Annotated in this window: 22 protein-coding genes and 1 pseudogene; 7 read left to right on the top strand and 16 right to left on the bottom strand. The window is 61.5% G+C overall.

Features of this window, described 5'->3' with window-relative positions:
* Window positions 1-356: 356 nt before the first annotated feature.
* The 8 genes from J2045_RS06340 to bglB form a co-directional block, all read right to left on the bottom strand.
* A complete protein-coding gene (locus J2045_RS06340) occupies window positions 357-1,430 on the bottom strand; it encodes a Gfo/Idh/MocA family protein (protein WP_307370623.1) in 1,074 nt (357 codons plus the stop codon).
* Window positions 1,427-2,446, bottom strand: a complete 1,020-nt coding sequence (locus tag J2045_RS06335; protein ID WP_307370621.1) for a Gfo/Idh/MocA family protein — start codon at window positions 2,444-2,446, stop codon at window positions 1,427-1,429. The genes J2045_RS06340 and J2045_RS06335 overlap by 4 nt, the downstream gene beginning before the upstream one ends.
* 4 nt (window positions 2,447-2,450) lie before the next feature.
* A complete protein-coding gene (locus tag J2045_RS06330) occupies window positions 2,451-3,794 on the bottom strand; it encodes a Gfo/Idh/MocA family protein (RefSeq protein WP_307370619.1) in 1,344 nt (447 codons plus the stop codon).
* Window positions 3,751-4,836, bottom strand: coding sequence for an ABC transporter ATP-binding protein (locus J2045_RS06325; RefSeq protein WP_307370616.1), 1,086 nt, complete (start codon window positions 4,834-4,836; stop codon window positions 3,751-3,753). The genes J2045_RS06330 and J2045_RS06325 overlap by 44 nt, the downstream gene beginning before the upstream one ends.
* A gap of 13 nt (window positions 4,837-4,849) precedes the next feature.
* Window positions 4,850-5,620, bottom strand: coding sequence for a carbohydrate ABC transporter permease (locus J2045_RS06320; RefSeq protein WP_307371147.1), 771 nt, complete (start codon window positions 5,618-5,620; stop codon window positions 4,850-4,852).
* Between the two features lie 127 nt (window positions 5,621-5,747).
* The gene (locus tag J2045_RS06315; RefSeq protein ID WP_307370614.1) at window positions 5,748-6,641 is read right to left on the bottom strand and encodes a carbohydrate ABC transporter permease; all 894 of its coding nucleotides are present in this window, start codon (window positions 6,639-6,641) and stop codon (window positions 5,748-5,750) included.
* Between the two features lie 74 nt (window positions 6,642-6,715).
* Entirely contained in the window at window positions 6,716-8,002 is a 1,287-nt protein-coding gene (locus J2045_RS06310) for an ABC transporter substrate-binding protein (RefSeq protein WP_307370612.1), read from the bottom strand.
* 122 nt (window positions 8,003-8,124) lie between these two features.
* Window positions 8,125-9,243 carry a beta-galactosidase BglB gene (gene bglB / locus J2045_RS06305; RefSeq protein WP_307370609.1) on the bottom strand — a complete coding sequence of 373 codons (1,119 nt, stop codon included), beginning with the start codon at window positions 9,241-9,243 and terminating at the stop codon, window positions 8,125-8,127.
* Between the two features lie 205 nt (window positions 9,244-9,448).
* Here bglB and kdgR point away from each other — a divergent pair, with 205 nt between their 5' ends.
* Together kdgR and J2045_RS06295 are read left to right on the top strand one after the other, a co-directional pair.
* On the top strand, window positions 9,449-10,276 hold the full coding sequence (gene kdgR / locus J2045_RS06300; RefSeq protein ID WP_307370606.1) for a DNA-binding transcriptional regulator KdgR: 828 nt from the start codon (window positions 9,449-9,451) through the stop codon (window positions 10,274-10,276).
* A gap of 90 nt (window positions 10,277-10,366) precedes the next feature.
* Window positions 10,367-11,398 (top strand): LacI family DNA-binding transcriptional regulator, encoded by a 1,032-nt coding sequence (locus J2045_RS06295; protein WP_307370604.1) that lies wholly within the window; start codon window positions 10,367-10,369, stop codon window positions 11,396-11,398.
* Window positions 11,399-11,402: 4 nt separating this feature from the next.
* Here the strand turns inward: J2045_RS06295 and J2045_RS06290 are convergent, their stop codons facing one another.
* From J2045_RS06290 to J2045_RS06255, 8 genes are all read right to left on the bottom strand, one after another.
* Window positions 11,403-12,428 carry an aldose epimerase family protein gene (locus J2045_RS06290; protein ID WP_307370600.1) on the bottom strand — a complete coding sequence of 342 codons (1,026 nt, stop codon included), beginning with the start codon at window positions 12,426-12,428 and terminating at the stop codon, window positions 11,403-11,405.
* Window positions 12,421-13,407, bottom strand: coding sequence for an ABC transporter permease (locus tag J2045_RS06285; RefSeq protein ID WP_307370597.1), 987 nt, complete (start codon window positions 13,405-13,407; stop codon window positions 12,421-12,423). Before J2045_RS06285 ends, J2045_RS06290 begins: the two co-directional genes overlap by 8 nt.
* A 14-nt stretch (window positions 13,408-13,421) precedes the next feature.
* On the bottom strand, window positions 13,422-14,924 hold the full coding sequence (locus J2045_RS06280; RefSeq protein ID WP_307370594.1) for a sugar ABC transporter ATP-binding protein: 1,503 nt from the start codon (window positions 14,922-14,924) through the stop codon (window positions 13,422-13,424).
* Window positions 14,925-15,029: 105 nt separating this feature from the next.
* Window positions 15,030-15,977, bottom strand: coding sequence for a substrate-binding domain-containing protein (locus J2045_RS06275; protein WP_307370592.1), 948 nt, complete (start codon window positions 15,975-15,977; stop codon window positions 15,030-15,032).
* 58 nt (window positions 15,978-16,035) lie between these two features.
* Window positions 16,036-17,097, bottom strand: coding sequence for a carbohydrate kinase family protein (locus tag J2045_RS06270; protein ID WP_307370589.1), 1,062 nt, complete (start codon window positions 17,095-17,097; stop codon window positions 16,036-16,038).
* Window positions 17,097-17,768, bottom strand: a complete 672-nt coding sequence (locus tag J2045_RS06265; protein WP_307370586.1) for a D-lyxose/D-mannose family sugar isomerase — start codon at window positions 17,766-17,768, stop codon at window positions 17,097-17,099. The genes J2045_RS06270 and J2045_RS06265 overlap by 1 nt, the downstream gene beginning before the upstream one ends.
* A 9-nt stretch (window positions 17,769-17,777) precedes the next feature.
* Entirely contained in the window at window positions 17,778-18,920 is a 1,143-nt protein-coding gene (locus tag J2045_RS06260; protein WP_307371144.1) for a Gfo/Idh/MocA family protein, read from the bottom strand.
* A 22-nt stretch (window positions 18,921-18,942) separates the two neighbouring features.
* Window positions 18,943-19,767 carry a class I fructose-bisphosphate aldolase gene (locus tag J2045_RS06255; RefSeq protein ID WP_307370584.1) on the bottom strand — a complete coding sequence of 275 codons (825 nt, stop codon included), beginning with the start codon at window positions 19,765-19,767 and terminating at the stop codon, window positions 18,943-18,945.
* 286 nt (window positions 19,768-20,053) lie between these two features.
* On the opposite strand from J2045_RS06255, the pseudogene J2045_RS06250 reads away from it, so the two are divergent.
* From J2045_RS06250 to J2045_RS06230, 5 genes and pseudogenes are all read left to right on the top strand, one after another.
* Window positions 20,054-20,214: pseudogene (locus tag J2045_RS06250) on the top strand (osmoprotectant NAGGN system M42 family peptidase); the annotation flags it as partial.
* A gap of 282 nt (window positions 20,215-20,496) precedes the next feature.
* Window positions 20,497-21,483, top strand: coding sequence for a GlxA family transcriptional regulator (locus J2045_RS06245; RefSeq protein WP_166600071.1), 987 nt, complete (start codon window positions 20,497-20,499; stop codon window positions 21,481-21,483).
* A gap of 182 nt (window positions 21,484-21,665) precedes the next feature.
* Window positions 21,666-22,013: a hypothetical protein gene (locus tag J2045_RS06240; RefSeq protein ID WP_307370580.1), complete on the top strand. Its 348-nt coding sequence runs from the start codon at window positions 21,666-21,668 to the stop codon at window positions 22,011-22,013.
* A gap of 99 nt (window positions 22,014-22,112) precedes the next feature.
* On the top strand, window positions 22,113-22,793 hold the full coding sequence (locus tag J2045_RS06235) for a helix-turn-helix domain-containing protein (RefSeq protein ID WP_307370578.1): 681 nt from the start codon (window positions 22,113-22,115) through the stop codon (window positions 22,791-22,793).
* A 29-nt stretch (window positions 22,794-22,822) separates the two neighbouring features.
* Window positions 22,823-24,235 carry a PepSY-associated TM helix domain-containing protein gene (locus tag J2045_RS06230; protein WP_307370575.1) on the top strand — a complete coding sequence of 471 codons (1,413 nt, stop codon included), beginning with the start codon at window positions 22,823-22,825 and terminating at the stop codon, window positions 24,233-24,235.
* Window positions 24,236-24,284: the final 49 nt, after the last annotated feature.

Here is a 24,284-nt window from a genome sequence, read left to right as displayed (position 1 = left end):
CGTAACTGCTTTCAGGCTGCATGCAGCGCGCCGGGATCGACCTTTACCAATCCATCTATCTCTATGGCAGCGCAGAAAAATGAGGATAGAAAAGCGGGTATCGAGCCAAGTCTTCTTGTTAAGAGCGTATACTTCTGAGAGCCTATAGCGCCTCAAGTCTACGGCCACCCTGTCCGCCACTTTATCAAGTAACGTACTGATTTCATGGAAAGTCATGGGCCATTCGCTCTTGGCTGTTCAGTTCAGTTCGCCACGATGTTTTGGTTGGCGTGGGTTCTGTCGGCGACCATAACGGGTTGACCGCCCCAGCTGGCCGGCAGCCACGCATCCAAAATCTGTTCAATGATGCGAGTTCTTTAGCGTCCCGGTTGCCAGCCATCTTCGAACGGATGATCAGCGGGCAGTGGAAGCTCCACGATCCGGGCGTTGATGGCGGAATCGTAAATCGCCGTAATCAGCTCGATGGAGTGCATGGCTTCGTCGAATGTTGGCAGGTAGAGATCAGGAGCCCCACTCAACCGATGAAAGATGTCCGCGAATTGTCCGGCGAAGCGGTCTGCGACATCCGGAACGCTGGCCAGGACGGCATCGAACTCCACCTGCCGCATCGGGTCAGTGGCCTGAAACGCCCACGGGCCGGCACCGACATGGTATGGCTCGGTCCCTGACGTGATCGTGACATGTTCGAAGCAGGCGCGGAATCGCGACTTGCTGCCTGCCGCGCCAAGCGTGATCGAGGAGGTCACCAACGCCCCCTCAAGCGTCTTCATGTTGATGGCGGCGCAGTCCTCGGTTTCGATCGGATTGACGCGCGTATCGAGAAACGCGGCCACGGAACGGATATTGCCGGCCAGCAGCGTCACAAGATTGTGGGCATGGATGGCGTGACTGACGATGGCGCCACCCAATTCGCCTTTCCAGCTACCCCGCCAGCGTTCGGCGTAATAATCCGCCCCGCGCTGCCAGTGGGTCTCCAGCGCCATGACATAGGGCTTCCCCAGCATCCCCTTTTCCCGCAGCGCGTGGGCTGCCCGGTAGCCGGCACCATAGCGATACTGGAAAACCGGAAAGACCTGACGTCCGGCCCGCGATGCCGCCGCTGAAATCCGGGCAACATCGGCCATGGAGCCGGCAATCGGCTTCTCGCAGACCACATGCTTGCCGGCATCGAGTGCCGCAATCGTCATAGGCGCATGCAGATGCGGCGGCAGGCAGATGTCGACGAGGTCAATATTCGGGTCTGAGAAGACCTCCGCCACGGCGATGACGGGTCTTGCTCCCTGTGCAAGCTTGGCCCCTGCCGAAGCCTTTTCCGGGTCGAGATCGCAGACATAGACGACCTCGTAATGATCCGGCAATGCGGCATAGCCCGAGATATGCGACCTGCCGATGCCGGCACCCAGAACCGCCACTCTGATGCGCTTGCTCATCGGATCTTCTCCTCTGCCATCTTCTGTGCCTGGAGCGAAAGCTCGGTTGCCAGAAAAGCATGATCTTGGCGCATCGCGGTTTCGGTGCGCTCCCTGACGTCTTGCAAGAGCCTGCCGAAAAAGGGCGTTCCGGCGCCGCCTGCGTTGAACCGCTCAACCCCCTTGGCGTCGACCAGGATCACGTGATCGCCACCGGCTTGGCCACCGATGTCGACATATTTTCGCATCTCGATATAGCCTTCGGTCCCGAGGATGGTCATTCGGCCATCCCCCCAGGTCGGCAAGCCATCCGGCGTCAACCAGTCGACGCGGGCATAACCGCGCCCGCCATTGCCCTCGAGCAGGACCTCACCGAAATCCATGAAGTCCGGTCGCTCCGGATTGGCGACATTGCCGATATGCGCCGAGATCACGCGTGCTTCCGTCGAGCCGGTAAAGTGAAGGAACTGGTCATATTGATGGGCGCAGATGTCGTTCAGAATGCCGCCGCTGCGGTGTCTGTCCCAGAACCAGGCCGGACGCAGATGGGCATTGCGCCTGTGGGGGCCGAGGCCGACGGTCTGGACAACCCGGCCGATCCGGCCTTCGCCGATCAGGCGATCCACGACCGTGGTGCTTTCGACCGTCAACCGTTCGGAAAAGCAGACGAGCCATCGACGTCCGGTCGCCTGAACGGCGTCCTTCAGCCGGCTCAGCTGCTCGAATGTCGTGCAGCCCGGTTTGTCGACCAGCACATCCTTGCCGTGCTGCATCGATCGGATCGCGATATCGGCCCTGTCGCTGTTGATCGCGGCGGAGAGGATCACGCTGATATCCGCATCCTCCAGTATCCGTTCTTCCGATAGCATCGGAGCCGCGTCATAGCAGGACGCGAAAGCACCGGTCACTTCGGGCGGCGTCTCCGGTCCGGTGCACCATCCGGAAAATTCGGCGCCGACGGACAGAAGGCCGTCGATCATCCCGTAGATATGGCCGTGATCGACACCGATGACCGCAAACTTCACCCGTGATCCCATGGCGCTAGTGCTCCAGCTTGATGCCACGCGATCGCAGCATGGATTTGATATCGACGAGCGAGCCCGTGTCGATGGAGGCGTTGGCGGCAATTCCCGTCAGGATCGACCAGGCACCGGCGACATGATCGGAGGCGCGACCGTATCGGTCGGGTGTCATGCCCTCGGGATCGAAGATGTAACCTAGCATCACAGGGTCGGCCCCGCCGTGATGTCCGCTGGCGTGGGGAACGTCCAGAAGCCTGGGGATCTGACCGGCCAGATGCAGCTCGGTGGTGACGGCGTCCGCATCGGCATGCGCCCGCGTGCCGCCGAAGACACCGTGAACCTCGACATGGCGGTGCGTGATATCGCCCTTGGTTCCCTGGAACTTGATCTCCAGCCCTTCCCAGGGCGAATAGGCGGTCAGTGTGTAGTTGGCGGTGACACCGGAGGCATAGCGGATATGGGCCTGCATCGTATCCTCGATGCCGATATCGGCATCAAAGACGCAGAGGTCACGGAAATAGCCGTCTGCGCCTTCTGCCTCGAGATAGAGGTTCCTCAGGCTTTCGTCGGCCGCCAGATCGAGCTTGAAGTCGCATTTGGCGGCCACGGGACAGCCGTGGCATCGCGGTCCCCGCCCTTCTAGGCCGAGTGCTGCGGCCGTTTCCGGGCGGTAGAAGGCGCGCCTGCCGGATGCGAGCACTGCGGTCGGCAGGCTACCCAGCCACCAGTTCAAGAGGTCGAAATGGTGGGTCGATTTGTGAACGAGAAGCCCGCCCGAGTTTTCCTTCTGACGGTGCCATCTGCGGAAATAGTCTGCGCCATGGACCCGATCGAGATGCCAGCGGAAATCAACGGCGGTGACCTCGCCGATCGCACCGGATGAGATGAGCTCCTTGATCTGGGTCCTGGCCGGCGAATAGCGATAGTTGAAGGTGACCTGCACCTTGCGACCGGTCCGAGCCTGTGCGTCGACGATCGTCTTCAACCGCGCAAGGTCTATGGTCAGCGGCTTTTCGCAGATGACATCGCATCCGGCCTCGAAGGCCCGGACAATGTAATCGGCGTGCAGAAAATCGGGCGTGGTGACAACGATGGTGTCAGGCTTCTGCTCGAGGATCAGGCGGTCGAAGTCTTCGGCGAGATAGGTTGCAACGCCGTTGGTCCCAGGCCGCTGCACCGCCTTGGCCGCCTCACCCAGCCGATGCGGGTTGCTGTCGCAAAGGGCAACGATTTCATGTTTGTCGGCATAGTCATCTGTAATGGAATCGCGAAACATCTTGTGCCGCGAGCCGCATCCAACAATAGCGATCTTCACCTTCTCAGACCCTCTCACCCGTGGGCTCGACGCGCTGACCAGACGCATCGAAATAATGGATCGCCTCCAGCTCGAAGCCGATCGTGACGGTATCGCCCTGGCGATAGGTGATCTTGCCACTGTCGCTGACCAGAACGGTCTGCCCTGTCGGCAAGACCATGTGCATCAATGTCTCGTTTCCGAGATATTCGACAAGACGCACGGTTGCCTCGGTCCTGATCGTTCCGGCACCGACCAGAAGAGCGCCCGGGCGAACGCAGAGTGTCAGCTGCGTGTCGGTTGTTGGCAGATCGGCAATGGCAAATTCCGGCCAGCCTTCGACCCGCACACGGGTGGAAGCACCTTCGCGCAGGACGCCTGCCTTCAGCATGTTGATCTTCGGCGATCCGATGAAGCCGGCGACGAAGAGGTTCTGAGGACGCGTGTAAAGCTCCTGCGGCGTGCCGACCTGCTCGATCTTGCCGCTGCGGAGCACGACGATGCGGCTTGCCATGGTCATGGCTTCGACCTGGTCATGGGTGACGTAGATCATGGTGGTGCCGAGACGGGCATAGAGCGAGGCGAGTTCCGCCCGCATCTGAACGCGCAGTTCCGCATCGAGGTTGGAAAGCGGTTCATCGAAGAGGAAGAGCTTGGGCTCGCGCACGATTGCGCGACCGATCGCGACGCGCTGTTTCTGACCGCCAGAGAGCTGCCGCGGCTTGCGATCCATCAGCGGCTCGATCTGGAGAATGCGGGCTGCTTCCGCGACGCGTCGCTCGACCTCGGCCTTGGACATCTTGAAGTTCTGCAGGCCAAAGGCGAGGTTCTTGCGCACCGTCATATGCGGATAGAGCGCGTAGCTCTGGAAAACCATCGACAGCTCGCGCTTCGAGGCGGGCAGATCGTTCACCACCTTGTCGCTGATCGAGATCGTGCCGTCGGTGATGTCCTCCAGTCCCGCAATCATGCGCAGCAAGGTCGACTTGCCACAGCCGGACGGGCCGACGAGGACAAGGAATTCGCCATCGTGGATGTCGAGGTTAAGCCCCTGGATGATCGAGAGCGCACCATAGCGCTTGCCGACATTGCGAAGGGTCAGTCCAGCCATGTCATTTCATTCCTTACTTCATTCCGGATGTGGCGATGCCACGCACGATCAGTTTCTGGAACAGGACGAAGAAGATGACGACCGGAACCAGGGAGAGCACAGACATGGCGAACATCTGGCCATAGGCGGACTGGCCTTCCTGATCGAGGAAGAGGCGAAGCCCGAGTGGCACGGTGTAGCTCTTGATGTCGTTGAGATAGATGAGCGGGGCCAGGAAATCCTCCCAGGTCCAGATCAGCGAGAAGATCGCCGCCGTGCCCATGGCCGGCAGCGAGAGAGGCAGGATGATCGCCCAGTAGATCTTGAAGGGCGAGCAGCCGTCGATCATCGCCGCCTCGTCCAGCTCCTTCGGCAATTGCCGGAAAAACTGCACCATCAGGAAGATGAAGAAGGCTTCCGACGCGAGAAACCTCGGCACGACCAGCGGCAGATAGGTGTCGACCCAGCCCAGCTGCAAAAACAGCACATATTGGGGGATGAGAACCACATGATAGGGGATCATCAGTGTCATCATCATCAGCGCAAACAAGAAGTTGCGGCCTGTGAAGCGCAGGCGGGCAAAGGCATAGGCCGCGAATGAACAGGAGATGAGATTGCCGATGACCGACAGCAGGGTAACGACGGTGGAATTCCAGTAGAAGACCGTGAACGACACCGGCAAGGCGAACCAGCCCTCGGTGTAGTTCTCGAAGCGGAATTCCGATGGCCAGAGCGTCAGGTTGCCGAAGATCTCGTTTTCCGGCTTGAAGGACGATGCCAGCAGCCAGAACAGCGGATAGAGCATGATGACGGAAACACCGATCAGAAACAGGTGCTTCAGAATGCGCCCGTTCCGCTCGCGCTTCTCTCTCTTCAAGCGCAATTCGTGAGCGACCCGCGCAGCCTCGTCGAGCTGCATCGCCAGTTCGAGGTCAGTCGCGGTCGTTTTCATAATGCACCCAGTATTTCGAGGTGAGGAAGGCGATCGCCGTGAAGGCGGCGATGATCAGCAGCAGCACCCAGGCAAGCGCCGAGGCATAGCCCATGCGGAAGAACTTGAAGGCCTCGTTGAAAAGATAGACCGTATAGAAAAGCAGGCTGTCCGCCGGCGCTCCGGTGCCGTTTGAAATGATGAAGGCGCTGGAAAACGTCTTGAAGGCCTCGATCGTTTGAAGCACGAGGTTGAAGAAGATCACCGGTGCGAGCAGCGGCAGCGTGATGCGGGTGAACTGGCGCCATTTCGGCGTTCCGTCGATCTCTGCGGCTTCATAGAGATCCTGTGGAATGCCGCGCAGGCCAGCCAGGAAGATCAGCATCGGCGAACCGAATTGCCACATGGCGAGGATCACCAGCGTGTAGAGCGATGTGTTGGGATCGGTGATCCAGGACGAGGCCTGAATGCCCATATAGCCGAGCAGCTCATTGACCACGCCATCCGCCGCAAACAGTTCCCGCCACAGGATGGCAATCGCGATGGAAGCGCCGAGCAGCGAGGGCAGATAGAAGATCGCCCTATAGAGGCCGATGGTGCGCAGGCCCTTGTCGAGCAGCATGGCAACGGCGAGCGCCATGATCAGCCGGGCCGGAACGGAGAGCGCGACGTAGTGAAACGTGACCTCAAGCGCCTTCCAGAAACGGCGATCGCGGGTGAACATGTATTCGTAGTTCGAAAGCCCGGTCCAGCGAGGCGTCCCGACCATGTCATAGCGCGTGAAGGACAGATAAAGCGACGCCAGGATCGGCCCGAGCGCCAGAAGGAAAAACCCGAGCAGCCATGGCAGCAGGAACATGTAAGCCGGCGCATTGCGCGCGAGGAAGCGTCTCATTCACAAAACCTTCTGGCGGAGAAACGGGTCCCGGACCGGGCAAAACCGATCCGGGACCTTGGGCTAAGGAGCGGTCAAAGCGCCCGTTCGACGATGGCCTGGGCGTCCTCGACGAAGACAGCCGCCGCGTCCTTGGCTTCCATGTTGCCGAGCACCACTTCAGATCCGATGCGCATGAAGGCATCGCGCACTTCGCCAGCGCCCTTTGGCGCCGGAGGCGGAAGCGGGCCTACCTTGCCTGCGATGGCTTCGAAGTAGTCGACAGAGAGCTTCTCGACTTCGGTCAGGTTGGGCTGCAGTGCTTCGCGCACCTTCGGTGATGCCGGGATCCCGCGTTCCAGGCCGAGGATGCCGGTAATCTCCGGATCATTGACCCAGGCATTCATGTAGGCGATGGCGGCATCGACATCCTTGGCGTCCCGGCTCAAGGACATGAACATCGACGGCTTGATGAACTGGCCGGGCTGGCCGCCACCGGCCTTGTGCGGAACCATGGCCGCGCCGATCTTGTCCTTGGCAGCCGCCTGGATACCGACCAGCTGGTTGGACCAGAAATGGGAGACGGCGGTATCGCCGACGGGGACGCCCATTTCGACGATCGGCGCATCAAGGGTCAGGGTCCGATCCTTGTCACGCACCAGACCGGCCTTGCGCAGGTCTGCCCAATACTGCCAATAGCCGGCCACGTCGTCTGCGGTGACGGCAACCTTGCCTTCGGCATCATAGAATTCGCGGCCGTTCTGACGTGCCCAGGACTCGAACACCTCGATCTGCAGAGACATATCGTCAGAACCCCTGACGGCACCTCCGGTCTTGCTGGTGATCTTTTCGCAGGCGGAAGCGAAGTCGTCCCAGGTCCAATTGATCAGGTCAGCATCGATGCCCGCCTCCTGGAACACCCGTGTATTGTGGACCATGACCTGGCTGTTGGAGCCGATATTGAGGGCGAAAAGCTGCCCGTCGACCTTGCCGCCGGAGATGGGGCCCTGGTCGAAATCGGCGATCATCAGGGTCTTGCCGATATGCGGATCGAGCGGCTGCAGGGCGCCACGCCGGACGTATTCGAACAGATAACGATAGTCCATCTGGACAAGGTCGGCCATGTTGCGGCCGGCGGTCTGCGTTGCCATCTTCGTCCAGTAGTCACCCCAACCGATGGTTTCGCCGGAAACCGCAATGCCCGCGTTCTTCTTCTGGAAGGCTTCGATGACGGCAAAGGTGCGCTTGTCGCGTTCGGGGTTGCCCCACCAGTAGTGCCGGATGGTCTTGGTCTCCGCAAAGGCGGGCACGGCGGGAAGAAGCGAAGTTGCGGCGACCGCCCCCATGGCTCCCAGCATGCTGCGTCTCGTCAGTATTGTCATAATCTCCTCCTCCTGAGACTGACGGGTTCGCGATCACACGCCCGTCCGATGTCACTGATGTCTGCTTCGCCGGCGAACCGCCTCCTCCAGGCAGATCCACCGTCGTCTTCATTCTGCGCCGCTCAGATGTGGCTGCGCAGAAGTTCGGTCAGGCAGAACATCGCCATGGCCTGCCCATAGGGCATGGCCGTGCGTTTGATCTGCCGGTAGAAATCGAGGTCGCTGCCCATGGCCGTCCCGAAGGAGACCTGCTGCAACTCACCATCGGCACTGATATTGTCGATGACAGCCTTCATGGCGCGCTCGGCCACAGGCAGATGGCTTTTATCCAGGTAGCGCTTGCGCACCGCCTTCATCAGACCATAGGCAAAACCTGCGGTGGCCGAGGCCTCGAGATAGCTGGAACGGTCATCGATCAGCGTATGCCAGAGACCTGACACATCCTGGTACTCCTTCAGCGTCTCTGCCTGCCGCGACAGGACGGAGATCAGATGCCGACGCAGCGGATCGGTCTCGGGCAGTCCGAGCAGCTCGATGAATTCGGGAATGGCGATCGTCACCCAGCTGTTGCCGCGTGCCCAGCGGGCACGGGCAAAGTTGTGATTGCCGTCGAAGGTCCAGCCGTGGAACCAGAGGCCCGTCTGCGTATCCATCAGATACTGCGCATGCACCAGAAACTGATACTTGGCTTCTTCGACAAACTCGGGACGATCGAGCACCAGGCCGATCTTGGCGAGCGGCAGAACGCTCATCATCAGCGTATCGTCCCACATCTGCTGATCGTTGACGCTGTTGTAGACGATGTGTTGCAGGCCGCCTTCACGGGTCCTCGGCATTTCGTACATCACCCACTCGGCCCAGGTTTCGAGATAGGCCCGCCATTGCGGCTGGGGCGAAATTTCATAGAGATGCGCAAGTGTCAGGAACGGCGCTACCGTATTGATGTTCTTCGTCGGCGTTCCCTCGGCAAGCCGCGCGTCGAACCATTCGCGGATGATTGCCATCGCCTCCTGATTGCCGGTGAGCTGCCAGTATTTCAACAGGCCGTAGAGACCGATCCCATGGGTCCATTCCCAGCCGGCCCAGCCCTTGGTGTCGATGACGCGCCCATCCTCAAGACGCAGCAGGAACTCGCCGGTCTTGTCTTCGATGTTTACGAGATTTCGGGCCAGACGGTCTATGCGCTCGCAGACCGCGTTTCGCTCCAGGATATGGGACTTTTGCTGCAGGAGCGGATGCATTCTGTCGAGATCCTCAATAAATTTTTTTCGGAATTGAATTCCGGAAAATAAGAAATCACACTCCTAAAGACTTTTCAACACGCAATTTTCAAGGCAATATTCAAACCATTGAGAGCAGGGGCGGGAGCATGCACCAGCTTGGCGCGCATCTTGACACGATTGTCCCAAAAATCCAGAATGTAATTCCGAAAAATGCAGAACATCCATGTCTGACACTCACCCGAAATCAGAGCCAAAATCAGAGAATGTGGCTGCGGTCCTCAAGGTGTTCGCAGTCATCGAGGCCCTTGTCGAAGACAAGCGGGTCGGGCTCGCCGATCTGGCGCAGAGAGCCATGACATCAAAGACAACAGCACACCGTCTGCTGCAAACCATGGTCGAGCTCGGCTATGTCGAACAGGATCCGGAGACGGAAAAATATGGATTGACGCTGAAGCTGTTCAGCCTCGGGGCGCGGTCGCTGACCGAGCAGGCTGACCTCCTTCGGGTGGCCGATCAGGCCATGGGCAAGCTGTCCCGTGCAACCGGAGAATCGATCAATCTTGGCATTCTGGACGATCGCGACCAGCGGGTCGTCTACATCCACAAATACGATTCTGCTTACAGTCTTTCGATGAAGTCGACGCTCGGTTTGCGCAATCCCCTGCACAGCACGTCCCTGGGCAAGGCGCTTCTGGCCTGGCGTGACGATGAGGAAATCCGCGAACGGCTGAAGCAGATGGATCTGGTCAGGCTGGCACCGCGAACGATTACCGATCCGGAGGCCCTGCTGGACGAACTGCATCGCTCCCGACAGCTGGGTTTTGCCGAGGAGATCGAGGAAAGCGAAGCTGGCGTTCGCTGCATGGCGATCCCGATCTTCAACTATCTCGGCAAACCGATCGCTGCGATGTCGATCTCCTTCCCGCTCTTCCGTTTCGACGAAGCCCGGAAGCCGGAATACATCCGGCTTCTCAAGAGTGCTGGCGCAAGCGCCTCCGTCGCCTTGGGCTATTCCGGTGATGAGCACGCCCCAAAGGACACCGCCACCTAGGGGTCGATGGTGGTTTGAGCAGTTGCGACTTGTAGGGGCTGCCAATTCTTCGTACTGCGATCCTTGTGGAGCATTGCGGAAAGGCGAGGCATGACAACCAGTATTCGGACGATAGCCAGGGTTGCCGAAACCTCGGTGTCCTCCGTCTCGCGCGTCCTGAACAACAGTGGCTATGTCTCTCTGGACGTTCGCCAGCGGGTGGAAACCGCCATCAAGGATCTGAACTACACCCCGAGCAAAGGCGCTCGAATGCTCCGGGGCGAGGCCAGCCGGATGGTCGGCCTGATGCTCCCCTCCATCGACGTGCCTTTCTTCGGCATACTCGCCAATACCATCGAGCGGGAACTGTTCGAACGCGGTTACCACACACTGATCTGTATTTCAGCCGAAAACGAGGATCATGAAGCGCGCTATGTCGCGATGCTGAGGGCTCAGCGTGTCGAAGGCGTCATTGTGGCCAGCGCTTATGGCGGCACCTCGCATCTGCAGCCGCTGGTCGAATCGGGCATCCCCATCATCGCCATCGATCGGCAGCTCATCGGCATATCGGATGATGTCTTCATGGCTGATCATGTCGAAGGCGGACGCCTCATGACCAGACATCTGGTCGATCTTGGCCACCGCCATATCGCTGTGGTCGGTGCACCCGGCCACAGCCAGCCGATCCAGCTGCGGCTGGAAGGCATTCGCGGGATATTGCACGAGTGCGGGCTTCCGCCGGCAGTCGAAGCGATCGGTGAGGACCACAGCTTCGCAGGCACATATGCCTTGGCACAGCAGATCCAGCGGGAGCATGGCGAGATCACCGCGATCATAGGAACCTCTGATATCGCGGCAATCGCAGCCATTCATGCCGTGCGCGACAATGGCGGACGCGTGCCGGAGGATTGTTCCGTCATCGGCTTCGACGATCTGCCGGAGGCGTCCTATGTCTTGCCGCGTTTGACGACCGTCGCCCAGCCGATCCGTGACGTCGCCCTTGAGGCAACGCGTCGGCTCGAGGAACGTCTTCTCGATCGCCAGCAGGGGCTGGAGCGCAGACCGGCATCCCTGGTCCGCCTTCCGGTGCATCTGGTGGTCAGGGAAACGACCGGTGCCGTACCTCCTGCCGATCCGGACTGAACACTCAAGCCGGATCGACGCGGATGCCATATCTCGTCGAAAGCGGCACACCCGCCTTGAAGGCAAAGGCGGTTTCCGTCCCTGCATTGCGCAGCGGATTTCGGCCAGCGGAGATGGCTTCGCCGAGGTCGAAGGCGGCCCTGACCGGTTCGATACCGAGCGCAAGATGGCGACCGTTCCACGGGCGGTAGTCGCGGCCGCGATTGGAAATCCAGAGCATCAAGCTGGGGAAGATCGCCGGATCCCAGCGCAAGGTGACACTGTAGCGTTCCGCCCTGTTGGTGAGGACGACCCTGCCGCTTGCGCCGGTCAGCAGCAAGAGTGTTTCAGAACGGCCGGACATTGGAAGACGCGACAGGGACAGCGGCCGATCGTGCCGGCTCCACAGCCCGTCAAGGCTCTCAAAGGGGCGGTTGGGCTGAACCAGAGAGAGCGGCGGATCTTCATCTAGGGGATGTGACCAGACCGCCCTGTGCGGCCCCACATCGAGTTCGGCCTCGCCTTCACCGCCCGGCAGCCGGAAGACCGGGTGGAGGCCGATCGGGAGCAGGCAATCCTTGCGAGGCGTGATGGTCAGGCTGCAGATGATTTCAGCTTTCCCGGGGACTCCCTCGATCTCCCGGGCCAGCATCTCGATGGGGCTGTCTCCCGGGTAACGAATGGTCGCCGTGAGACGGCTTCCGTCAGCCTCGCCCAGGCTCCAGTGATGGTTTGCGCCATAGCCATGCGGATGCTGCTCTGTTGCCTGCAACACGGCAGGTCGGGTGTCGGCATCCCAGGGCGATGGAAGAGGTGCCTGTGGCTGTGAACCGAAGGGCACGCAGGGCCAGTCGCCGCGCAGCCGGCGCAGGATGCCGGGTTGATCGTCCATGTCCTCGTCGTGCCAAGGTGCGACATGCATGGGAGAGACGGAACGACCGTCCTCCAGATCGAAGTGTACAGGAGCCAGCATGCCGCCAAGGCTTTGCAGGGTGGCTTCGCCGCGATCCCAGCGCATCGAGATGCGCTCGATGTGTTCCTCTTTAGCCATGGCTTGCTTTCGGTCGATCGATGATCAGGTTGATGAAGACGGCGCCGAGGATCAGGACCCCGCGCACCACTTGCTGGGCATAGGGGTTGAAGCCCCACAGCGTCATGGCATTGAGCAGGACGCCGAGAAAGAGAACGCCGACAAAAGCGCCCCAGATCGAACCCTTGCCACCAAAGAGGCTGACGCCTCCGATGATGACGGCGGAGATCACCTCCAGCTCCATACCCTTGGCGATGGTCGGATTGCCAGAATTCAGAAGCGAGGAATAGACGATGCCGCCGACCACGGCAAAGAGGCTGGTGATGACGAGGCACCAGGTCCGGGTGCGGTTGACGTGTAGACCGGACAGTCTGGCCGCCTCGGCATTGCCGCCGATCGCATAAACGGAGCGGCCGAAGCTTGTGTAGTTGGCGAGCACATGGGTGACGACAAAGGCCATTAGCAGCAGATAGACGGGGAAGGGGACATGGAAGATGCGGCCGCTGCCGATGAAGTAATACCACGAGGGGAAGGATTCGATTGGGGTTCCGTCGGTGATGAGGTTGGCGAGGCCGGCAAGCGTCGCCATCATCGCGAGCGACGAGATGAAGGTCGGCACCATGAAGCGATTGCGCAGCCAGCCGTTGAACATGCCGACCGAGGCGCCGAAGCCCAGGGTGAGAAGGCCTGCCAGGATGACATGCCAGACACCAGGCTCAAAGGCGCCGCCGGATATCAGGCTGACCAGCCAGGCGAGCACGCAGGCTGAGGCGGCGACCATCGAGCCGACGGAGAGGTCAATCTCGCCGACGATGATCAACAGGGTCATGCCAAAGGCGATCATGCCGGGTACGGCAATGGTGCGCAGGATGTTCAGCTGGTTGTCGATGCTCATGAAGCCGCGGGCGGTCAAGGCCACGAGGATGTAGAGCGCGATCAGGATGATCAGCATCGAATTGCGTCGTGCGAAGGTCGCGAAGGTGTTGCCCGAGCGGGTCATCGGCCTCTCCGAAATCATGGGTTGGTCTGCCGCGCCATGCAGGCGGCATAGAGTGTCTTGGGATCGACGCCGTCATTGACGAATTCTTGCGCGATGCGGCCGTCGCGGAGGATCAGGATGCGGTCGCAGCATTCGACGAGATCTTCCAGTTCGGTGGAGACGACGATGCTCGACAGGCCTTCGACGGCCTGCGACCAGATGATCTGGTAGATCTGCTGCTTTGCCTGAACATCGACGCCACGGCCCGGTTCGTCGAAGAGCAGGATGCGTGGTTCGTTGTTGAGCCAGTTGCCGACGACAACTTTCTGCTGGTTCCCGCCGGAGAGACTGGAGACGGGCAGCATCGAATTACCGATCTTGATTGACAGGTTGCGGATCTGGCGGTCGACGGCGGGCCGTTCGCGCTGTTCGGTGATGAAGCCGCGATGGCTGAAACGCTGCAGGGCGGCAAGGCAGAGATTGGCATGGATGGAGAGGATCTGGACCAGCCCGCTCTCCTTGCGGTCTTCGGAGGTGTAGCCGATGCCGAGGCGCTTCATGACCGGTATCGAGACATTGTCGACTTGCTTGCCATCCACCAGGATCTGACCGCCGTCGACAGGGCCGGCGCCGTAGATCGCGCGCAATAATTCGGTACGGCCGGAGCCGAGCATGCCGGCGATGCCAAGCACTTCGCCCCGGTGCAGATCGAAGCTGACGTCATTGAGCACAGGCGCGATGCGCAGGTTCCGGATACTCAGGATCGGTTCTCCGGCTGCGGTCGGACGCGGCGGTCGCGTGGCCGGCTTGATGTCGCCGAACATCATTTCCAGAATGACGGCAGGTGTCGCCTCGGCCATCGGACAGGAGCCCGTGAACTGGCCGTCGCGCAAGGCCGTGACGGTATCGGCGATCTCCCCGAGTTCGGCCAGACGGTGGGAAATGTAGATGATCGTCACGCCACGGTCGCGCAGGCGGCGAACAAGGGTGAACAATTGCTGGACTTCCGCCTGGGCAAGTGCCGAGGTCGGCTCATCCAGCTGCAGCACCGAAGGATTGAGGGACATCGCCTTGACGATCTCGATCAGTTGCTGGCGTCCGATCGAGAGGCTTGAAACCGGTTGGCCCGGGTCGATGTCGCCGGCGCCCATTTCCTCCAGCAGAGCCTTGGCCTGGTGCCGCAGCCCGGGCCAGTCGATGAAGGGCGTGTTGGCATGACGCGGCAAGCGGCCGAGATAGATGTTTTCGGCGACCGTCAGATGCGGCACAAGGCTGAGCTCCTGATGCACTGTCACGATCCCCGCCTTGAGGGCATCCGACGGATGCGCGAAACTGCAGCGCCTGCCCTCGACCAGGATCTCGCCCGAGGTCGGCTGGACCGCGCCCGCCAGCATCTTGATGAAGGTGCTCTTGCCCGAGCCGTTCTTGCCGAGCAGCGCATGCACCTGCCCCTTCGCGAAGGAATGAGTGAAGTCGTTCAGCGCTTTCACGCTTCCGTAGTGCTTTGTCAGCTGCCTGAGTTCGAGCGCGATCGCCATGTTTGCTCCGTGCATTCGAGGGGCCTTCGAAGAAGGGGGAGGTGCAGAGGCGGCTCGCGCTCTGCACCTCCCTTGTCCAGCGGGATGGAGGTCTCTCCGCCGGCCTTACTTCAGCGACTCCGCGAAGGCCTTCACGCCATCCGGATCGGTGCGCGACAGCAGCAGGGTCGGCACGGAGGTCTGCTCTGCAACCTTTTCACCCTTCAGGATGGCCAAAGCGGCGTTGACACCGCTGGCACCCATGTCGAAAGGCGACTGGGCGGTCACGGCCTGCAGAACGTTGTCGGAGGAGAGCAGGCCTTTGGCCAGCTGTTCCGAGCCGTCGATGCCGAAGACATAGACGGACCCTGCCTTGCCGGCGTTGCGAACGGCCTGCATGGCGCCGATGGTGCCGCCCTCATTGGCCGCGTAGAGGACGTTGACATCGGCATTGGCCGTCAGGATGTCGGTTGCGACCGAGACGGCCTTTTCCGGCAGCCAGGCGTCCTGTTCGGTCACGACATCGATGCTGTTGCCCTCTGCTGCGGCTTCCTTGAAGCCTTCGGTGCGCTCACCGCTCTGTTCCGGCAGCAGCGACTTGAAGCCGAGGATGGCAACCTTTGCCTTGCCGCCGAGCGTCTCCTTGATGAAGCTTGCCGCCGCCTTGCCGGTGGTGGCGCCGAGATCCTTGTTGGAGGTTGAAAACGTTGCCTGGGCAATACCCGCTTCGGTCAGGCCGCCATTGACGGCGACGACGACGATGCCGGCGTCGCGGGCCCGCTTCAGGGCGGCAGCTGAATTCTTGGCGGAAACGGGGGCGATGACGATCGCATTCACCTTACGGGCGATATAAGTGTCGATTGCCTGGCTTTCCTTCGCCTGATCGCCATCGATGTTGATTTCCAGAACTTCGGCGCCGGCCTTCTCACCGGCGTCCCGCATGCCGGCCTGCAGCGACTTCATGAACTGGTCGCCCTGGAAGACGATGCTGGCGATGACGGGCTTGTCTTGTGCGGTGGCGATGCCTGTGCTCGCTGCAAGCGCGAGCGTTGCCGCAATGATGATCTTCCTCATGTTTATTCCTCCCTTGGGTTTGGTGAACGATCACGGCCTCCTCGCCATGACCGGCCTGCTATCCGGCTGCCGGGACCTTGCCGCCGATTTCGGCGAGCAGGACCGACATGTCGGGGATGCCGTCGGTGGCTGTCGCACCACCGAGACAATGGACCGCCGCGCGATGGGCGACAGCGGAAATGGTTGGGATTGGCCAGCCTTCGTGCAGGCCAAACAAGACTGCGGCACAGAAGGCATCGCCGGCACCGACAGGGCTGACGATTTCGGCCGGATCGACGGGGTAGGCCGCTGTCCTGACCGGTGCGCTGCCGGGGGCGAGCCAGATCGAAAGCTCGGGCGCATGGATGACCACGCCTTGGACAACGCCGCCGTCCAGCAGTCTTTGCCCCGCGGTTTCGAGGGCGGGCAGCAAGAGCGCACCCTGTTTATCCCTGACGGTGATCCCCGTTGCGCGTCCGGCCTCCGTCTCGTTGACGATCACGTAGTCGCAATGGGGCAGTGCAACGGCGACCTGGTTGGCGAAGGCGGGGTCCTCGCTGGAGACAAAATCGACGCAGGTTGTCAGACCGGCTTCGCGTGCCGCCTTCAGAAGACGGGCTGCTCCGGAGGAACCGGTTTCGTCCCTTCGGTCGAGGCCTGGAAGGAGCATCAGGTAACCCAGGTAGAAGATCCGGTGTCCGCTCGCGGCATAGGTTGCCGGATCGATCGCGCTGTCGGTCAGAAGGTCGTTGGAACCACCGTGATAGAAGAAGGTGCGGCTCTGGCCCGGGACGTTCATCACATGGGTATGGGCCGTGGCATGGCCGGGCAGGGTGCGAAGCCCTTCGATATTGATGCCGAGCGCTGCATGACGCTGCCGGACGTAGTCGCCGTCGCGATCATCTCCCAGTGCACCGGCCACGGAAAGCCGGCCGTGAAAGCCGAGCGATGCGAGGTCGGTCACCACATTGGCCGCACCGCCGCCGACTCCCATATCCTGGTGGAGGATATGAGCAAGGCTGCCCTGCTCGGGCCAGTAAGAAACCGTGTGAATGCGGTCGACGATGAAGTTGCCGACGCAGACGATGCCGCCGCCTGTCTTCGCCTCGCGTCCGTTTCGAACCTCCTCCCCGGCTCTCATCAGGCGCTTCCCTCGTTCCAGAGGGGCCTCAAGGGCGGTGCGTCCTCCTCAATGGCCGCAAAACGACCAACGGGTTCCAGGAAGTAGTTGTCCGTCCGGTCGTCGTTCACTTGGCTCACTTCGCCGACCAGAACCGGACCCGTCCCCTTTGCTCCATAAAAGCGGTGGTAGAGACCAGTGGGAATGGTCACGCTCTGGCCGGGATGCAGGACCAGCGGTTCCCAGGTGCCAAGTTGGTGTTCGATACCATCAACAAGGACGGTCACTTCGGATGAGGTTGTTCCACCTGTCTCATCCGCCGCGCAGAATTCGATGACGAGATCGCCACCGGCGCGGTTGATGATGTCCTCCTGCTTGGCCTTGTGCAGATGGGCGGGTGTCAGCTGGCCTTCCTGGATGAAGAGCAGCTTTTCGGCATAGCTGCGCTCGCCCGCCAAACCGAGTATGCCGTTGCGCAGGCAAAAGAGCACCAGCCCCTGTTCGGCAAAGCGGCCGGAGCCGAAGTCGGTGACGTCCCAGCCGAGCTGTCGGCTGCGCAGATGGTGCGTCACATCGGGATTGGCCGCGACGTCGGCTGTGGTCCACTGGCCCCAGACGGGAAGAGACCAGTGCCAAGTGTCGAGCATCTCGATGGCAAAACGCAATGCTGCGTTGATTTCAGAGCGTCTCATTGCCGCTCCTCATTCGTAGTCGACAGCGACGACCCGGTTTTCGAGGCCGGATTCGAGCGCTGCCGTCAGCACGGCGTGGTGAGCTGCAGCTTCAGCGGGGCTCGCACAGGGGAAGCCATTTGACGTGCCGCCTGCCAGTTCATCGAGAAAGGCCGCCCACATCTGCTGGATCGCGTCGGCAAAGCCGAATTCGAAGATCTTGCCGGTGATGGCTGGAAAGACCGAACCGTAGCCGAGGTCTTCTGTGCTCCAGGACTGGGTGCCGCCCTGGTAATCCATCCATTGCCACTGGCGTGGCTGTTTGGTGGAGAAAAAGGCGCTCTTCTTCATGCCGAGGACGCGGATGTACCAGGTGTTGGATTCGCCCGGTGCGATGCGCCAGGTCTTCAAGACCAGCGGAAAGTCCTGATCTGCCGTGCGCACGCGGCTGCTGATCGTCGCGTTGTCCCAGGTCGTGCAGGGCACCATGTTGCCCTTGCCATCCGGCCGCTCGGTGACCCGCTTCACGAGGTTGGCATGCAGCGTTTCCGGTCGCCAGCCAAGCCGCAGCGGCACATGCAGCACATGCATGCCGAGATCCCCCATGCAGCCATAAGCACCGTTGACATGCTCCATGCGCTTCCAGTTGATTGGTTTCATGGGATCGATGTCGGAGGAATGCAGGAAGCCGGCTTCGACCTCGAGAATGTCGCCCATCTCCCCACTGGCCGCCATGGCGATGACCTTCTGGGCGCCGGGGAAGTAGGGCATTTCCGATGAGCAGCGAACGATGAGGTCCGGGTGTTCGGCGAGCACTGCCATGATCGCCTGGTTCTGCTCCCGGTCCATGCCGAAGGGCTTTTCGCCCAGCAGGTGTTTTCCGGCCTTCAGAATGTCCGTGTAGAACTCCGCATGCAGGACATGCGGGACTGCGCAATAAATCGCGTCGACATCCGGATTGGCCAGCAGTTCGCGGTAGTCGGTGGTGGTCTGGCGAACCGTGGGAATGTGCGTCGTAAACCAGCCCATCAGGTCCGGATTGGTATCGCAAACGGCAACGATCTCCGGCCGCGCCTTGGCGTCCGTCAGATGCATCCAGCGCGCGGCGGCGCTGGCAAATTCGCGTCCCATCAGGCCGCAACCGATGACGCCGAAACGGAATGTCTTCATGATGTCCTCCTCCCGTCACGCTGCCTCAGGCGAGGTGGCGTGACGCCTCCTGGGCCGTGGCGCCCTCGTGAACGATGGCCATCAGGGCACGGGTCATGCCGCCCGGATTGGCGTGCTGGATGACGTTGCGGCCATAGACGATGCCGCGTGCACCCTGTTCCATAAGCACCTTGGTACGTGCGAGGATCTCTTCGTCGGAGACCTTGCCACCGCCACGCACGAGAACCGGCAGGCCTTGTGCGATCTCGATCACACGATGGTATTCGGAGACGTCGTCACAGGGGTCGGCCTTGATGATGTCGGCACCCAGTTCTGCGGCCTGGCGAACCAGCGGCAGGATCTTGTCGATCGCGCCATCGACCATGTAGGCGCCCTTTGAATTGTCCTGCATGACCAGCGGCTCGACCATCAGCGGCATGCCGTAGATTTCACACTCGCGCTTGAGGCTGTTCACATTGCGCACGCAGGCCCGGTAGACCTCAGGCTGGTTGGGCAGCATCAGCAGATTGACCACGACGCAGGCTGCATCGAGCGCGATTGCCTGTTCGACGGGGCGGTCGATGATTTCCGAGAACAGGGCGCTGGGCAGCGGATTGCCATAGATGTTGGCAATGTCGGTGCGCAGCACGAGGGCAGGGCGGGCCTTGCCCGGGATCGACTGCAGCATGGGCGCGGTGCCCGGCGGCAGCTGGATCGCATCGGGAGCCGCCGCCGCGATGATGTCGATCGCGGTGCGCATGTTCTCGATGCCGGCGAGAAAGGTCCGCTCGTTGAACATGCCGTGGTCGATGGCCACGTCGAAGCAGTTTCCAGACGTGCCGAAAAGGCGGTTGAACCGCGCCAGTTTCATCGATTTTCCTCCCGATGTGGTAACGTTTTCATAAAAAGTTAGAGTTGAATGAACATCGTGTCAACGAGAAATGTGGAAACGATACCACATCGAGGCAAAGGAGGTGCCAGATGCTGATGTTGGCCCGCCCGGTATTGACGGCGACAAGGTCTGGATGCAGACACCGATCGACATCGACCCGGACGATCTGAGGTCTCGGCTGAAGGCTCTGCCTTGGATTGTGATCCGCACCCGGCGACCGTCTAGCGCCATCAGGCCCGCACTTCTGTTTTGGCATTGATGCCTGCGCATCCATCTTCATGCGCTCATGTCGGTGGCCAGGCTGGTGGTTTGTCACACCGCGAGCGAAGTCCAGATCGAGCGCGATAGCGAAGAGGTTCCGGTCTCAACGGCTTCACCCGCCAGAAGGTGGTTCCGGCCGAGCGGAGCCTCAGCCTTAACGAACCCAGTGAGCTGTCGTCCGCCTTGGGTCAGCTCTTCGAACATCGGGGACGGGGGCGTTGGAAGGCGCATCTGGCGCGGGACACACCGGAAGTTTCGAGCATGGATTGACACCGATTGCAGCGATTGTTTCCCGCTGCTAGAGCAGTTCCAGCAAACGTGCGAAGCGGCCTTGCGTCCGCAATTGCGTGATACAAGCAGATGGAGCATTGAAGGCGAGTCTGTTTTCGCCGGAAATGCTCTCGCGTTCGGGATGGCCGATGCGCCGAACATGCGGAGATCGAGATAATGTCAGGCGACGAGGCAACGAAAAGGCCGCGGCTGAAGATCGGCTTCGTGCTGTCGCGTTCCTTCACGCTCTCGGCCTTCGCCCTGTTCATCGATACGATCAGGCTCGCCAGCGATGAGTACGACCGCTCGGGCCGCGTGCTCGCCGATTGGCAGGTCATTGGCAGCACGCGCCATCTCATCACGTCGAGCTGCGGGGTCCAGGTCGCGCCAACAAGCGATTTCGTCGACCCCAGCCGCTTCGATTATATCGTCGTCGTGGGTGGCCTGCTCGGACGCCAGCCGGCCGTGGACGACCAGACCATCGCCTTCCTGAAGAAGGCCGATGCCCAGAAGGTGCCGCTGATCGGGCTCTGTACTGGCACCTTCATCCTCGCCGAAGCCGGTCTGATGAAGAATCATCAGACTTGCGTCAGCTGGCTGCATTACCAGCAGTTCCGCGATCGGTTCCCCGATCACGAGGTGCGCTCCGACCGCCTGTTTAATCTCGATCGCCGCCGCGGCTCCTGTGCCGGGGGCAGCAGCTCGGCCGATCTCGCCGCCTTTATTGTCCGCCAGTATCTGGGCCACGATGCCGAGCGCAACGCGCTGGAAGTCCTGCAGATCGAGAAGGCCCGCACGAACAGGGACATCCAGGTCCGCCGCCCGCTGACGATCGAATGTGACGATCCTCGGGTGAAGGCGGTCCTGATCCTGATGGAGCAGAGCCTCGAAAACGAGCTGACCATCGATCAGCTCGCCCGCTCCGTCGGCCTGTCGCGCCGCCAGCTCGAACGCCTCTTCGCCCAGAAGATCGATGTCTCCCCGGCCCGCATCTATACCAAGCTCCGGATGGAGCGCGCCAAGATGCTGGTCACCCAGACCAATGCTTCCCTGATCGACATCGCGCTCCAGGTCGGCTTTCAGAACACCTCCCATTTCACCCGTGTCTTCAAGGGCACCTATGGCAGAACGCCTGGCCAGATGCGCAGCAATCCGGCCATCTGATGCGCTCTGGGCTGATGCAATGAGTAATGTAGGGCTAGCTTTTTTAGGCAGTCTCCCTGCGACGCCGAGTGATACATGCAACCGCTTGTGACGCGCCCCGCCGAGTGCTATCCAACAGAAATCTGTCGGGGGATAGAATGGCCGATTGTGGCATCCGGATGAGCTTTGACCGAGCGATACGCATGATTTGCGTCGTCGCGCTGGTTCTGCTTGGCCTTGCGCACCGCCCGGTTGCTTCACCGGCGCCGCAGTTCTCTCTGCAGGAAATCGCCGCCCTCACGCTGCCCGATGGCACGCTGCCGGAACTCTGTCTGCCGTCTGAAGACGGCAAGGGCAAGGCCCACGCGGCGACATCCGATTGCGAAGCCTGCCGCATCTCCGCAACGGCACTCCTTCCCACACCATCCGACGCCGTCGGCATCCGAATGCCGCTCGTGGCCGCTGTCGCCCTGCCACAGCCGGCAGAGGCGCATTATCGCCAGCTTTTCCCGCCCGACAGCCATCCCCGCGCGCCCCCCGTCACCGCCTGATCGAAGGTCACGGCCGGCGCGTCCCAGCGTCCGGTTCTCAGTGTCGTCAGGCCGGTGAGCGAGCAGTCGTGCAGCTCCGGTCGAATTCGGATGTCTGTCATGCTGCAAATGCTTGCCGATCGCGGGGCGCTGTCTCCGTTCTCGCCCGTTCCCCCAACCTTGTCCCAGCCGAGGGCGAACACTCTTGCCGGTCCGCTTCTGCCGCCGCGCACGGTGGTCTTTCTCGAAGGTCTCGCCCGGTCCCCACAATACCGTGTGGTCGACGGCTGTGTCGCCACCGCCCAGACCCTGGCCGATGGCCGGCGGCAGATCATCGACCTTGTCGGCCCTGGCCGTCTGATTGGCCTCGGTTTCGGCGATCACAACCGCTATTCAGCCGAAACGCTGGGCTTCACCCGGCTGGAAGCCGTACACGAGACGATGGCCGAGGGTGAGCGCGAGACCGCGCTCGGCGAGATGCTCGCCCGGTCCCAGGCGCTGGTCATGCTGCTCGGTCGCAAGACGGCACCGGAGCGCGTGGCCTCCGCCGTCCTCGACCTCGCCGCCCAGTTTGGTCGCCCGGCGCGGAGCAAGAGGCGCGGCGCCGTCACCTTCCATTTGTATCCGACCCGCGGCGATCTCGCCGACTGGCTGGGTCTCACCGTTGAGACCGTCAGCCGGTGTTTCACCCGTCTGAAGAAGGCCGGCCTCATCGATATCCAGCACGGCGATCTGATCACGCTGCTTGAGCCGCAGCAGCTGGCTGGGGTCGCCGCCGGCGATCGCTCCCTGTCCCATTGATCCTTCCCCCAAACCAGTCGAGACCCAGGATGACCACCGTTTCCGATTTCTCCCCCGCAACGGCGAAGAGCACCGCTCTGTCACGCCGCTTCTACATCACCGCCTGGCGTTGGCATTTCTATGCCGGCCTTTATGTCGCACCCTTCATGATCATGCTCGCCGTCACCGGCCTCATCATGCTCTGGACCGCGACGCTTTTCGGCCGTGATGGCGAAAAGGTCTACACGGTTGAACCGCAGGCCACCCTTGCCTCCGTCTCCGCCCAGGCCGGCGCCGCCACCCTGGAGATCCCCGGCCAGATCATTCAGTACATCGCGCCGCGAACCCCCGAACAGGCTGCGCTCTTCCGCATCAATCAGGGTGAGACCTCCTTCATGGTCGCGGTAGATCCCTATAGCGCCGAAGTGCTCGGCCATTGGGATCGCCGCGACGGCCTCTATGATCTGGCAAGCGACATCCACGGCACGCTGCTCATCGGCGGCTTCGGAGATCAGCTGATCGAGATCGCGGCCGGCTTCGGCATCGTGCTGGTGATCACCGGCCTCTATCTCTGGTGGCCACGCGACGGCCAGGGCTTCGTATCCGTCCTTGTCCCGCGCCTCTCCGCCAAGGGCCGCCAGCTGTGGAAGTCGCTGCATCTGACGATCGGCTTCTATGCCTCGCTCTTCCTCGTCGTCTTCCTCATCTCGGGCCTCACTTGGGCCGGGATCTGGGGTGAGAAGATGACCCAAGCCTGGAGCACCTTCCCGGCGGAAAAGTGGGACAATGTGCCCCTGTCGGACAAGACCCATGCCAGCATGAATCACGGCGGCGTCAAGGAAGTGCCGTGGACGCTGGAACAGACCCCGATGCCGGCCTCCGGCTCGGCTGCAGGTGTCATCGGTACGCCCGAAGGCCAGCCCGTCACGCTCGATGCCATCGTCGCGCTCGCCCGCACACTCGGCTTCGATCAGCGCTTCCAGCTTGCCTTCCCCGGCGACGATACGGCCGTCTGGACCATCTCGCGCGACACGATGAGCAATGACAGCGCCAATCCGTTGCTGGATCGCACCGTGCATGTCGACCAGTATACCGGTCGCATCCTCGCCGATGTCGGCTTCGACGATTATGGCGCGGCCGGCAAGGCCATGGCCGCCGGCATTGCCTTCCACGAGGGCGACATGGGCCTCTGGAACCTGATCCTGGTCAATGTCTTCTGTCTGTCGCTCATCTTCCTCTCGGTCAGCGGTTTCGTCATGTGGTGGAAGCGCCGCCCGAAGGGTGCGACCCGTCTCGTGGCTCCCACTGTTGGTGAACCCGGACCGCTCTGGAAGACCGGAGCGCTGGTCATGCTGGGAACGGCACTGCTCTTCCCGCTCTCCGGTGCCGTCCTCCTGGCGGTTCTCCTCCTCGACCTCCTCCTCTTCCGTCACATCAAACCGCTGAAGAAGGCCCTGAGCTGATCGACTTCGATCGCTGCGGCGTCCGGTTTCCTGCCGCCGCACCAAGTTC

This window comes from Peteryoungia aggregata LMG 23059, from assembly GCF_030814435.1.
Classification (GTDB): Bacteria; Pseudomonadota; Alphaproteobacteria; order Rhizobiales; family Rhizobiaceae; genus Allorhizobium; species Allorhizobium aggregatum.
Note: the sequence above shows the minus strand (reverse complement) of the source record. Positions and strands in the feature narration are given on the sequence as shown.